The 12,646-nt window shown below is 74.6% G+C and carries 11 protein-coding genes; 3 read left to right on the forward strand and 8 right to left on the reverse strand.

All coding sequences use genetic code 11. The features are described 5' to 3' along the window. The 3 genes from HZS56_RS29930 to HZS56_RS29940 all read right to left on the reverse strand — a co-directional run. Positions 1-1,825, reverse strand: a 1,825-nt coding sequence (locus HZS56_RS29930; RefSeq protein WP_308408189.1) for an L-aspartate oxidase, incomplete at its 3' end; no start/stop codon positions are given. Then, a complete protein-coding gene (gene panC, locus HZS56_RS29935) occupies positions 1,822-2,841 on the reverse strand; it encodes a pantoate--beta-alanine ligase (protein WP_216723940.1) in 1,020 nt (339 codons plus the stop codon). The genes panC and HZS56_RS29930, both read right to left, overlap by 4 nt. Then, entirely contained in the window at positions 2,838-4,019 is a 1,182-nt protein-coding gene (locus HZS56_RS29940; RefSeq protein WP_216723941.1) for a Rossmann-like and DUF2520 domain-containing protein, read from the reverse strand. Before HZS56_RS29940 ends, panC begins: the two co-directional genes overlap by 4 nt. A 200-nt stretch (positions 4,020-4,219) precedes the next feature. On the opposite strand from HZS56_RS29940, the gene HZS56_RS29945 reads away from it, so the two are divergent. Beyond that, positions 4,220-5,545 (forward strand): threonine aldolase family protein, encoded by a 1,326-nt coding sequence (locus HZS56_RS29945; protein ID WP_253915133.1) that lies wholly within the window; start codon positions 4,220-4,222, stop codon positions 5,543-5,545. A gap of 76 nt (positions 5,546-5,621) precedes the next feature. Here HZS56_RS29945 and HZS56_RS29950 read toward each other — a convergent pair whose 3' ends face one another. Further along, a complete protein-coding gene (locus HZS56_RS29950; protein ID WP_216723942.1) occupies positions 5,622-5,837 on the reverse strand; it encodes a hypothetical protein in 216 nt (71 codons plus the stop codon). Positions 5,838-6,110: 273 nt separating this feature from the next. Between HZS56_RS29950 and HZS56_RS29955 the strand changes: the two genes are divergently transcribed. After that, positions 6,111-7,217: a DUF5937 family protein gene (locus tag HZS56_RS29955; RefSeq protein WP_216723943.1), complete on the forward strand. Its 1,107-nt coding sequence runs from the start codon at positions 6,111-6,113 to the stop codon at positions 7,215-7,217. Positions 7,218-7,394: 177 nt separating this feature from the next. On the opposite strand, the gene HZS56_RS29960 is transcribed toward HZS56_RS29955, so the two are convergent. The 3 genes from HZS56_RS29960 to HZS56_RS29970 all read right to left on the reverse strand — a co-directional run bounded on the left by HZS56_RS29960 (position 7,395) and on the right by HZS56_RS29970 (position 10,154). Next, a complete protein-coding gene (locus HZS56_RS29960) occupies positions 7,395-8,027 on the reverse strand; it encodes an AAA family ATPase (RefSeq protein WP_216723944.1) in 633 nt (210 codons plus the stop codon). Between the two features lie 40 nt (positions 8,028-8,067). Then, positions 8,068-8,745, reverse strand: a complete 678-nt coding sequence (locus HZS56_RS29965; protein WP_216723945.1) for a response regulator — start codon at positions 8,743-8,745, stop codon at positions 8,068-8,070. Positions 8,746-8,948: 203 nt separating this feature from the next. Continuing rightward, the gene (locus HZS56_RS29970) at positions 8,949-10,154 is read right to left on the reverse strand and encodes a sensor histidine kinase (RefSeq protein WP_216723946.1); all 1,206 of its coding nucleotides are present in this window, start codon (positions 10,152-10,154) and stop codon (positions 8,949-8,951) included. A 421-nt stretch (positions 10,155-10,575) separates the two neighbouring features. Here HZS56_RS29970 and HZS56_RS29975 point away from each other — a divergent pair, with 421 nt between their 5' ends. Further along, positions 10,576-11,514: an SAM-dependent methyltransferase gene (locus HZS56_RS29975; protein ID WP_308408190.1), complete on the forward strand. Its 939-nt coding sequence runs from the start codon at positions 10,576-10,578 to the stop codon at positions 11,512-11,514. On the opposite strand, the gene HZS56_RS29980 is transcribed toward HZS56_RS29975, so the two are convergent. After that, positions 11,479-12,630 (reverse strand): NADH-quinone oxidoreductase subunit D, encoded by a 1,152-nt coding sequence (locus HZS56_RS29980; protein ID WP_216723948.1) that lies wholly within the window; start codon positions 12,628-12,630, stop codon positions 11,479-11,481. The genes HZS56_RS29975 and HZS56_RS29980 overlap by 36 nt on opposite strands. Between the last annotated feature and the right edge of the window lie 16 nt (positions 12,631-12,646).

Raw genomic sequence — 12,646 nt, forward strand, 5'->3', positions numbered from 1 at the left:
CTCGGGCCTCGACCCGGTGGAGGTCGAGGACATCGCCAACGTCGCCATCCAGGAGGACCTGGCGGGCGCCGTGGACGGTCGGGCGGGAAGTCTGAGGGGACGTCGCGGGGAACGTCGGGGGGAATTCTGGCGTGTCGGTGGTGTGCACGGCGAGCGTGCGGTCCGGGTTCAGGCGTACGACGATGTGGCGGCGCCAGTGGGTGTCGTCGCGGTCCGCGCGGTCCTCGCGCCAGTGGCAGCCGCGGGTCTCCTCGCGCCGGGCGGCCGCGGCCACCAGGACGCGGGCCACGCACAGGAGGTTGGTGGCCTCCCAGGTGTCGACGCCGGGCTCGGCGGTCTTGCCGTGGTCGTGCAGCGCCTCGCGGGCCTCCGCGTGGAGGCGGTCCAGCCGGTCGCCCGCGCGCGTGAGGGAGCCGGCCGAGCGCAGCACGCCGGCGCCCTCGGTCATGATCCGCTGGATGGCGGGGCGGGCCTCGGGCGGGAGCAGGGGGTGCGCCGGGTGGTCCGGGTGCGGGAGCGGGGCGGGCACCCGCGCGTCGAGGGCGCCGCCGGCGTGGCTCTCCGCGATGTCGGCGGCGATGCGCTCGGCGTAGACCAGTCCTTCGAGGAGCGAGTTGGACGCCAGGCGGTTGGCGCCGTGCACGCCGGTGCAGGCGACCTCTCCGCACGCGTACAGGCCGGGGACCGTGGTGCGGCCCGCGGCGTCGGTGCGGACGCCGCCGGAGGCGTAGTGGGCGGCCGGGGCGACCGGGACCGGCTCGGTGACCGGGTCGATGCCGTGGGCGCGGCAGGCGGCGAGGATCGTGGGGAAGCGCTGCTCCCACATCTCGGCGCCGAAGTGGCGCGCGTCCAGGTACATGTGCTCGGTGCCCCGCTCCTGCATGCGGCGCGTGATGCCCTTGGCGACGATGTCCCGCGGGGCTAGCTCGCCCAGTTCGTGCTGCCCCTGCATGAAGCGCACGCCGTCCGCGTCCACCAGGTGGGCGCCCTCGCCCCGTACGGCCTCCGAGACCAGGGGCTGCTGGCCCTCGGCGTCCGCGCCGAGGAAGAGGACGGTGGGGTGGAACTGGACGAACTCGAGGTCGCTCACCTCGGCACCCGCGCGGAGGGCGAGTGCGACGCCGTCGCCCGTGGAGACGGACGGGTTGGTGGTCGCCGAGAAGACCTGGCCCATGCCGCCGGTGGCCAGGACCACCGCGGGGGCGTGGACGGCCCCGACGCCGTCGTGCTGGCCCTCGCCCATGACGTGCAGGGTCACGCCCGCGGTGCGGCCCCCGGCGTCCGTGAGGAGGTCCAGGACCAGGGCGTTCTCGACGGTGCGCAGGCCACGCGCGCGTACCGCCTCGACCAGGGCACGGGAGATCTCGGCGCCCGTGGCGTCGCCGCCCGCGTGGGCGATACGGCGGCGGTGGTGGCCGCCCTCGCGGGTGAGGGCCAGGCCGCCCCCGGCGGACTCGTCGAAGTGCGCGCCGGTCGCGATGAGGCGGCGTACGGCGTCGGGGCCCTCGGTGACCAGGATGCGCACCGCGTCCTCGTCGCAGAGTCCGGCACCGGCGACCAGTGTGTCCTCCAGGTGCTGCTCCGGGGTGTCGCCGTCGCCGAGGGCCGCGGCGATGCCGCCCTGCGCCCAGCGCGTCGAACCGTCGTCGAGGCGTGCCTTGGTGACGACGACCGTCCGCAGGCCGGCGGCCTCGCAGCGCAGGGCCGCGGTGAGCCCCGCGACACCGGAGCCGACGACCACCACGTCCGCGTCCAGGGCCCACCCGGGGGCGGGCGCGTGCAGGCGTATGCCCGTACCGGGCGGTCGGCTGCCGGTGCTGGTCACGAGGCGGCTCCGGTTCCGAAGGTGAGGAGGACGTTGTCGATCAGCCGGGTCGCGCCGACCCGGGCGGCGACGGCGAGGACGGCGTCGCCGGTGTGGTCGTCGCCGATCTCGGAGAAGTCGGACGGGTCGACCAGGGCCAGGTAGTCCAGCTCCAGGGGCGGCGTGGCTCTGGCGGCGTCGTCCAGCACCAGGCGGGCGGCGTCCCGGACGGCGGTGGCGCTGCCGGGGGCGGAGGTGGCCGCGGAGGTGGCCACGGCGTGCGCGTCGGCCGCCGCGCGGGACTCGCCCAGGGCACTGAGCGCCTCGGCGCGTGCCCGGGTGGCGGGCACTTCGCGGGCCCGTGCGCACAGGGCCTCCTGGGCGGCGTGCCGGTCCAGGCCCGCGAAGAGCGACTGGGACAGGGCGAGGGCGGTGCGGCGCTCGGCCGTGGAGAGGTAGCGGTTGCGGCTGGACAGAGCCAGTCCGTCCTCCTCTCGCACCGTGGGAACGCCGACGATCTCCACGCCGAAGTTCAGGTCGCGCACCATGCGGCGGATCAGCGCGAGCTGCTGGGCGTCCTTCTGGCCGTACAGGGCGAGGTCGGGGCGGGTGAGGTGGAGCAGCTTGGCGACGACGGTGAGCATCCCGTCGAAGTGACCGGGGCGCGAGGCGCCCTCCAGCCGCTCACCCATCGGGCCCGCGGAGATGCGCACCTGGGGCTCGCCGCCCGGGTACACCTCGTCGACGAACGGTGCGAAGACGGCGTCGGCGCCCGCCCGCCCGGCGACCTCCAGGTCGGCGTCCAGGGTGCGCGGGTAGCGGTCCAGGTCCTCACCGGCGCCGAACTGCAACGGGTTCACGAACACGGTCGCGACGACCTCGCCGTCGGGGCCCGCCAGGCCGCGCGCCGTGCGGATCAGGGTGGCGTGGCCCTCGTGCAGGGCGCCCATGGTCATCACGACCGCCCGGCGCCCGCGCCGCACGCGCGCGTGCAGCTCGTCGGCGGTGCGCAGCAGGACGGGCGCGGTGGCGCTCATCGGGCATCTCCCTCGGGACCGTCGTCGGGGTGGTCGGGGTGGGCCGGACGGTCCGGGTGGCCGGGCTGGGCCGGACGGTCCGGGTGATCCGGGTGATCCGGGTGGCCGGGGTGGGCCGGACGGTCCGAGTGGTCGGCGTGGTCGGCGTGGTCCGGGTTGTCGCGGTCGGCGGGGACCCCGTCCCCGTCGGTGCCAGGTGTCCCGTCAGCACCGGTCGTGCCGCGCGTTCCGGCGGTCCCGGTCCCCGCCGTGCCGGTCGACCCGTCCGCGCGGGCGGTTCCCTCGGCGAGTACCTCCAGCAGGTCCTCGGCGAGCTCGGGCTTCAGCAGTCCGTGGGACAGCGCTCGGTCGGCCGTCGCGCGGGCCATCGCGAGGTAGCCCGCGACGGCCTGCGGGGCGTGCTCGCGCAGCTCCGCGACGTGCGCGGCGACCGTGCCCGCGTCCCCGCGCGCGACGGGCCCGGTGAGGGCCGCGTCGCCGGAGCGCAGGGCGTTGTCGAGGGAGGCGCCCAGCAGCGGGCCCAGCATCCGGTCCGGGGCCGACACGCCGGACGCGCGCAGCAGCTCCATGGACTGGGCGACCAGGGTGATCAGGTGGTTGGAGCCCAGGGCGAGCGCCGCGTGGTAGAGCGGGCGCCGGTCCTCGGCGATCCACTCCGGCTCGCCGCCCATCTCGATGACCAGGGCCTCCGCGGCCAGCCGCAGCTCCTCGGGCGCGGTGACGCCGAACGAGCAGCCGGCCAGTCGCTGGACGTCCACCGGCGTGCCGGTGAAGGTCATCGCCGGGTGCAGGGCCAGCGGCAGGGCACCCGCGCGCAGGGCGGGGTCCAGGACCCGCGCGCCGTACCTCCCCGAGGTGTGGACGAGCAGCTGCCCCGGCCGCACGGCACCGGTCTCGGCGAGGCCGCTGACGAGGCCCGGCAGGGCGTCGTCCGGGACGGTGAGCAGGACCAGTTCGGCGCGCTGGAGCACCTCGGCGGGCGCCATGAGCGGCACGTCGGGCAACAGCGCGGCGGCACGCCGTCTGGAGGCGTCGGAGACCCCGGAGACGGCCACCGGGCGGTGCCCGGCGAGCTGGAGGGACGCGGCCAGCGCGGGACCCACGCGTCCGGCGCCGACAACGCCTACGGTGAGCCGCGCGGGGCGGTCCTTGGGGTCTGGCTGTGGGGTTGTGTTCACGCTGCGGCGGCCTTCCCGTTCCAGTCCGCTCGGGGTACCGGACGATTTCTCGTCATGTTAACGCGATCGGTTCGGACGCCGTCCGGTTGTCCACAGGCTGTGGGTTTCCGTGCGACGGTGCAGCACACCCCCGGTCGCAGGAGCCGGCACGCGGGGAAACCCGGGTGCCCGGCACGCGGCGCGCGCGGCATCATCCCGGCATGAGCGATACGGCGGAACAGTCGGAACCGGCAGAACGGGCGGAGCAGGAGCGGGCGGAAGCGGAACGGAAGCAGACGGAACAGACGGAACAGACGGAACAGGAACAGGAACAGACGGCAGGACGCGCGGCGGCGCGGGCCGGCACGGCACCGGAATCGGCGCGACCGGCCGGGGAGGGCGCGGAATCCGCCGAGGAGCGGCACCGGCGCCTGCGCGAACGGCGCGTGGCCGTCCACCGCGACGCGCGACGCGTACTCGCCCGCCCGGGTTTCATCACCACCCTGCGGGAACGCATCGCCCTCCTGGAGGACGCCGAGGACCTGTACGACCTCGACGCGCCCTCCGACATGTACGGCAACGGCGTCGTCGCGGCCCTGGAGGACAGGACCGCCGCCCTGCTCGGCACCGAGGCCGCCGCCTTCTTCCCCACCGGCACCATGGCGCAGCAGGTGGCCCTGCGCTGCTGGGCGGGCCGCACCGGCAACCCCGCCGTCGCGCTGCACGGGCTCAGCCACCCCGAGGTGCACGAGCGCCACGCCTTCGAGCGGCTCAGCGGACTGCGCCCCGTACGGCTGACGGACGAGCCGCGGCCGCCGACCGCCGACGAGGTGCGCGGCCTGGAGGAGCCGTTCGGCGCCCTGATGCTGGAACTGCCGCTCAGGGAGCCCGGTTATCTGCTGCCCACCTGGGAGGAGCTGACCGAGGTCGTCGACGCCGCGCGGGAGCGCGACGCGGTGGTCCACTTCGACGGGGCCCGGCTGTGGGAGTGCACCGTCCACTTCGGGCGCCCCCTCGCGGAGATCGCGGGCCTGGCGGACAGCGTGTACGTCTCGTTCTACAAGTCGCTCAAGGGCTACGGCGGCGGCGCCCTGGCCGGGCCCCGGACGCTGGTCGAGGAGGCCAGGGCCTGGCGGCACCGGTACGGCGGCCAGGTGTTCCAGCAGTTCCCCACCGTGCTGTCGGCCCTGGCCGGACTGGAGCGCGAGCTGCCCCGGCTGCCGGAGTACGTGGCGCACGCGCGCGTGGTGGCCGCCGCACTGCGCGAGGGCTTCGCGGCGGCCGGGCTGCCGTGGGCGCGGGTGCATCCCGGGGTACCGCACACCCACGAGTTCCAGGTCTGGCTGCCCTGCGACCCCGACGCCGCGGGCGAGGCCGCCGTACGACAGGGCGAGGAGACCGGGACGGTGCTCTTCTCCCGGTCCTGGGACGCGGGCGGCCCGGGGATCGCCCGCACCGAGGTCGGTGTGGAGGCGGCGGGCCTGGAGTGGACGGCCGAGGACGTGCGGGCCGCGGTGGCCGGCTTCGCGGCCCGGCTGAAGGCCTGACCGGCCCCCGGGACCCGCCCCCGCGGAAGGCGTCACCGCTCCGGAGGCCCGACCGGCACGCGGGCCGCGCGGATGGTCAGCCGGCCCCGCGCGGCCACCCGTACCGCCACCGGCGCAGGGCACGCCGTACGCGGCCGTACGCGGGGCGCCCGGCAAGCACGGCCCGGAACCGGCGGCGGTCGTGCCACTCGCGCACGACCCGCACGTCGTGGGTGCCGGGCACCGGCGGCACGGGCTCGCCGAGCTGCCGGGCGCGACAGGTGTCGAGAAGGTACTGCTGCGTGACGCTCATGACGGATCACTCCTCAAGGAGTCGGGGAAGGCGGCCCGGGCGGCGGAGGGCGGCCCGGCAAGCGCGCGGAAGGACCGGGCAAGAGTGGGAGAGGGGGAGGAAGGGGCGAGGAAGGGGCGAGGAAAGGGCGAGGAAGGGGTCCGGGAAGATTGACCGCGGCCGGCCGGCGGCCGTGTCCCCAGGCTGCTCCCGTCCCCGCCTCCGCGTCGCCCCGATTGACGGCCGCGGTCAATCGGCGGCGGCGTTGTCAGTGGCCGCGTGCACCATGGGGTCATGAGCGTGCGGATCGACATCACGGGGCTGCGGCCGGAGCGGGTCGCCGTCGTGCCCTCGCCGCTGGGCGAGCTGTGCATGGCGCTGCACGCGCTGTCCGAGCCGGGGCACCACCCGGGGCTGCAGGGCTGGGTGACGGGTGTGACCGCCCGGCTGGACTCCCACCTGGCCGACCGGATGTGCGAGGCGGACTTCCTGTGGCGGACGACCTTCTCGGACCTGTTCATGCCGTTCGCCGGCATCCCCGGGGGCGGCACCCTGCCCGGCGCCACCCTCGCCGACGACCTGGACCTGCTCGACAAGCTCTCCGACGAGCAGTTCGTGGACGCGGCCCTGGAGTTCACCTGCGCGCTGCCGTACAGCACCGGTGGGGCCACGGCGCTCGACGATCCCGAGGCGCGCCGGCGCGCGCTGGACCTGGCCGCCGCGCGGGGCCCGCAGCAGTTGCGTTTCAGCGAGCGGCTGCTGGCCGACCCGCCCCGGATCCGGTCCTGGCTGCGCCAGTTCCTGCAGGACTGCGACGAGGCGTTCTTCGCGGACGCCTGGTCCCGGCTGCGCCACCAGCTGGCGGCCGACGCCCGCCACAAGACCGAGCTGCTGCGGCACCGGGGCCTCGCCGGGGCGCTGGCCGCGGTGTCCCCCGCGGTGGCACTGGACGAGGCGGCCGGCGTGATCACGATCGACAAGCTGGGCGACGGCCGTACGGCGACCGGGAACGGCGGCCTGCTGCTCCTGCCCACCAGCTTCGGCTGGCCGCACCTGTCGGTCCTGCACCGGTACGGCTGGCAGCCCGTGCTGCACTACCCGGTCGGCGCCGCCGAGCCGGCCTCACCGCCGTCGGTCGAGCAGCTCACGATGCGGATGACCGCGCTGTCCCACCCGGTCCGCATGCGGCTCTGCCGGTTTCTCGCCCGCAGCGCGTACACCACGGGCGAGCTGGCCCAGACGCACGGCATGACGGCGCCCGAGATATCCCGGCACCTCGCGGTGCTGAAGAAGGCGGGGCTGATCACCACCCGCCGCCGCGGCCGGTATGTGCTGCACCAGCTGGACGTGACGGTGGTGGCCCGGCTGGGCAGCGACTTCCTGGAGGGCATACTCCGCTGACCGCAGCCCCGCACGGGCGCCCGCGCACCGCATGGGCGCCCACGCACACCGCACCCCAGCACGCGCACCCACACCCGCCCCGTACGGGCACCCACGCGCCACCACAGCCGCACGACCGCACCCCGCACGACCACACGCGCACCGCACCCGCACAGCCCGACCCGGGGCGGCCACCGGTCAGTCGACCCTGATGTGCCGGACGCCGACCCCCATCTGCCTCACACGGGTGCGCAGCGCCCCCTCGTTGTTGGGCTTCAGGGTGAGTTTCGCCAGTACGGCGATCCGGTCGGCGGTCTTCGGGACGGTCGTGTGGTCCGTCCACAGGTGCTCGGCGAACTCCGGCTCGGCCAGCCGCTCCAGGCAGTCGTCGAGCCGCCGCACCGCCCAGCTCTCCCCGCGCGGCCCGGACTCCTTGCCACCGACGCGGCGCAGGAAGCGGCCCACCCCGCGCTCGCGCAGCCGGCGCAGGACCGTCTCCCGCTCGGCGAGGAGGGTGAAGTGGTGGACGTCGTGGCCCAGTTCGCGCAGCCGGCCGACGGTCTCGGCGAAGTGTCCCGAGTCGGTGACCGTCATCGGCGCGATCACCACGCCGTCGTGCCGGGTGAGGGCGAGGTCCAGCACCTCCACGACCCCCTGCCGCCAGGAGACGAGGTCCTGGAAGTCGCCCCTGAGTCCCGGCGGCGTCATACGGTGCAGACCAAAACCCACGTGCTCCGGGTCGCAGACGACACTTCCGGGAAGCCGCCGCCGTATCTCGTGCGCGGTCTGCGTCTTGCCGCCCCCGAAGGGCCCGTTGATCCACAGAAGCATGCGCAGACCCTACCGACCCGCGGCCGTGGTCGTGACCCCGTCAGCCCTGCCCGCCCCCGGCCCGCACGAGCCCGGTCTCGTAGGCCAGCACGACCACCTGGACCCGGTCCCGCAGGCTCAGCTTGGTCAGGATGCGGCCCACGTGCGTCTTCACGGTGGCCTCCGACAGCACCAGCCGCGCCGCGATCTCGCCGTTGGACATGCCCTGGGCGACCAGCACCATCACCTCGCGCTCTCGCTCGGTGAGCCGCTGCAGCTCCTTGTGCCCGGGTTCCTCCTGCGCGGCGGCCGGCAGCATCGGCGCGAACCGGTCCAGGAGCCGCCGGGTGGTGGAGGGCGCGACCACCGCGTCGCCGCTGTGCACGGAGCGGATCGCGGCGAGCAGTTCGCCGGGCGGCACGTCCTTGAGCATGAAGCCGGAGGCGCCCGCCTTCAGCGCCGAGAAGGCGTACTCGTCGAGGTCGAAGGTGGTCAGGATCAGTACCTTCGGCGCGTCCGGGTCCACACAGATCCGGGCGGTGGTCTCGACGCCGTCCAGCTTGGGCATGCGCACATCCATCAGCACGACGTCCACGGCGGTCGAGCGCAGCACCTGGAGGGCCTCGACGCCGTCCCCCGCCTCCGCGACGACCTCCATGTCCGGCTGGGCCGCCAGCACCATCCGGAAGCCGGTGCGCAGCAGCACCTGGTCGTCGACGAGCATCACGCGGATCGCCATCAGGGCCTCTTCCGTTCTCCGGCGGTGCAGTCGCGCCGGGTCGATCTGGCGGTTGCGGCAGGTGCCGTCGGGACAGTCTGCCGGTCGTGCCGACCGCCGGTCGCGGCGGCCGCCCCTTGCGGCGGCCGCCGTGTGACGACTGGCTCGTCCCGGCCGCCGCCCGTGACAGGTGTCAGCGCCGGACGTGCGGACGGGCGCGGTCGTCAGTTGGCGGGTTTGAGCGGCAGCAGGACACTGATGCGGAATCCTCCGCCCGGACGCGGGCCCGCGTCCAGGGTCCCGCCGACCATGCCGACCCGTTCGCGCATGCCGATCATGCCGTGCCCCTGGCCGTCGAAGCCGCCCTCCTCGTACAGCTCGTGCGGGGCGCCCTTGCCGTCGTCCTCGATGAGCAGCCCGAGACCGTCGTCGAAGTAGACCAGGCGCACGCTCGCGCCCGCGTTGGGGCCGCCGTGCTTGCGGGTGTTGGTCAGCGCCTCCTGCACGATGCGGTACGCGGTCAGCTCGACGCCGCTGGGCAGCTGCCGGGGCGTGCCCTCGACCTTGAAGTCGACGGGGAGCCCGGAGGTCCGGCACTGCTCGACGAGGTCCTCGATCTGCTGGACGTCGGGCTGCGGAACGTACTCGCCCGCCTCCTGGTGCTCGCCCGTGCGCAGCACACCGAGCAGGCGGCGCATCTCCGCGAGCGCCTGGCGGCCGGTGGAGGAGATGGTCTCCAGGGCGTTCTTCGCCTGGTCGGGGGCGGCGTCCAGGACGTAGGCGGCGCCGTCGGCCTGCACCACCATGACGGAGACGTTGTGCGCCACGACGTCGTGCAGCTCGCGCGCGATCCGGGCGCGCTCGGCGGCGACCGCGACCTTGGCCTGCGCCTCGCGCTCCTTCTCCAGCCGGGCGGCCCGCTCCTCCAGCTGCGCGAAGTAGGCGCGGCGGGTGCGGACGGAGTCCCCCATCACCCAGGCGAGCGCGAAGGGCACCGTCTGGAAGACCGTCACGGCTATGAGCGTGCCCATGCTCAGCTCGCTGTCGGCCCAGCGCAGCTGGGCGAGGGGGGCGGCGCCCAGGCCCGTGACCAGCGCGGTCCTGGAGGCCCAGCGGGCGCCGGTCGCGGCGACCGTGTAGATGATCACCAGGAAGGCGAAGTCGGCCGGCGTCGTCGAGACGTCCAGCACCAGTTGTGCCACGCCGAGGGCGACGGCGAGCAGCAGCATCCGCTCCGGCGCCCGCCGCCGCAGCGCGATCACGCCGCAGAGCAGGACCACGACGGGCAGGATCAGCGCCAGGTTGTCCGTCCCGTTGACCCGAGTCCCCGGGTTCGTGTCGGACACGATGGACACACCGAGCACGACCAGGGCCCAGAAAGTGTCGACCCCGGCCGGGTGTCTGCGGAGGAAATCGTAGAGGCGCTGCACGTAACCCAGCGTAGGGAAGCGGAATAGGTGCAGGGGTCAACCGGAGGGCCGATCCGCACCCGCCCGGCATACTCCGCAAGGTGGAGGCTCCGATCTTCTGTGCCCCTAGCCTGGGCCTGTGACACCAGGAACGACGGGACCACCGGAAGCACCGGGGACGCCGGGGGCACCCTGGGTTCCGGGGCCACCGGGAACACCAGAGACACCGGGTGCCTCGGAAACTGCTGAGGCACCAGCGACTACAGAGGCACGAGGGACTGCGGGGACTACAGAGGCACCGGGGGCTGCGGAAGCACCGGGGGCCGAGGGGACGCCGGAGGCGTGGCGCGGCTGGCGGGCGGCCGCGCGGGAGGCCCTCTACGGGCCGGCGGGCTTCTACCGCGGCGGGGGCGAGGGGCCCGCCGGGCACTTCCGGACCTCCGTGCACGCCTCACCCCTGTTCGCCCGCGCCGTGGCGCGGCTGCTGTGCCGGGTCGACGCGGCACTGGGACGGCCCGGCACGCTGGACTTCGTGGACATGGCGGCCGGACGGGGCGAGCTGGTCACGAAGGTCCTGGCCGCCCTGCCCGTCGGCGTGGCCGCCCGCACGCGGGCGTACGCCGTAGAGGTCGCCGACCGCCCGGAGGGCCTCGATCCCCGCGTCCGGTGGCTGCCCGAGCCGCCCGGCGGCCTCACCGGGCTGCTGTTCGCCAACGAGTGGCTGGACAACGTGCCGGTGGACGTGGCGGAGGTCGACGCCGCGGGCGTGGCCCGGCGGGTACTGGTCCGCGGGGACGGCGCGCAACGGCTCGGGGAGCCGGTGACCGGGGCGGCGGCCGCGTGGCTGGACCGGTGGTGGCCGCTGCCCGGCGGGGAGGGCCTGCGGGCAGAGATCGGGCTGCCGCGCGACGAGGCGTGGGCGGCGGCCGTGGCGTCGCTGGACGCCGGACTCGCGGTGGCCGCCGACTACGCGCACACCGTCGCGGCCCGCCCGCCCTTCGGGACGCTCACCGGTTTCCGGGCGGGACGGGAGACCGCGCCCGTGCCGGACGGCTCGTGCGACATCACCGCGCACGTCGCCCTGGACGCCTGCGCGGCGGCCCACGCCGCGAGGTGCGCTCCGGAGCGCACGCCCCCGGAAGCCCTCGTACGCCCCCAGCGGGAGGCCCTGCACGCCCTCGGCATCACCGGCGCACGCCCCCCGCTCGCACTGGCCCGCACGGACCCGGCGGCGTACGTACGGGCCCTCGCGAGCGCGTCGGAGGCCGCCGAGCTGACCGCGCCGGGCGGGCTGGGCGACTTCCTGTGGCTGCTCCAGCCGGTCGGCGCCGTGGACGCCGCCGCGCTACTTGTCGATGTCGCCTACGACGAAGAACAGTGACCCCAGGATCGCCACCATGTCCGCGACCAGCGTCCCGGGCAGCAGCTCGGTGAGCGCCTGGATGTTGTTGTACGACGCCGAGCGCAGCTTCAGCCGGTACGGGGTCTTCTCGCCCTTGCTGACCAGGTAGTAGCCGTTGATGCCGAGCGGGTTCTCGGTCCAGGCGTACGTGTGGCCCTCGGGCGCCTTCAGCACCTTCGGGAGCCGCTGGTTGACCGGTCCGGGCGCCAGCTCGGCCAGCCGGTCCAGGCAGGCGTCGGCGAGGTCGAGGGCGTTGTGCGTCTGCTCCAGGAGGCACTCGAAGCGGGCCAGGCAGTCGCCCTCGGTGCGGGTGACGACCTTGAGGGTGTCCTGGAGTTCGCCATAGGCGAGGTAGGGCTCGTCGCGGCGCAGGTCGAAGTCGACGCCGGAGGCCCGCGCGATGGGCCCGCTGACCCCGTAGGCGTGCACGGCCCGGGGGGACAGCACGCCCACGCCCCGCGTACGCCCCCGGAAGATCTCGTTGCCGAGCACCAGGTCGTCGAAGACGCCCATCCGCGAGCGCACGGCGGAGACGGCGGCACGCGCGCGTGCGGTCCAGCCCGCCGGCAGGTCCTCCTTGAGCCCGCCCACGCGGTTGAACATGTAGTGCATGCGCCCGCCGGAGACCTCCTCCATCACGTCCTGGAGGACCTCCCGCTCCCGGAAGGCGTAGAACACCGGGGTGATCCCGCCCAGCTCGAGCGGGTACGAGCCCAGGAACATCAGGTGGTTCAGCACCCGGTTCAGCTCGGCGAGCAGCGTGCGCGTCCACACCGCGCGCGTGGGGACCTCCATGCCGAGCATCCGCTCGACGGCGAGGACGACGCCCAGCTCGTTGGAGAACGCCGACAGCCAGTCGTGGCGGTTGGCGAGGACGATGATCTGACGGTAGTCGCGGGCCTCGAACAGCTTCTCCGCACCGCGGTGCATGTAGCCGATCACCGGCTCGGCACTCGTGATCCGCTCGCCGTCCAGCACCAGCTTCAGCCGCAGCACCCCGTGCGTCGACGGGTGCTGGGGCCCGATGTTGAGCACCATGTCGGTGCTCTCCGCGGCGCCGCCGATACCGACCATGGTCTCCGTCGTAGGAGTCATGAACACAGTCTCCCCT

The organism is Streptomyces mayonensis (assembly GCF_018982965.1).
Classification (GTDB): domain Bacteria; phylum Actinomycetota; class Actinomycetes; order Streptomycetales; family Streptomycetaceae; genus Streptomyces; species Streptomyces mayonensis.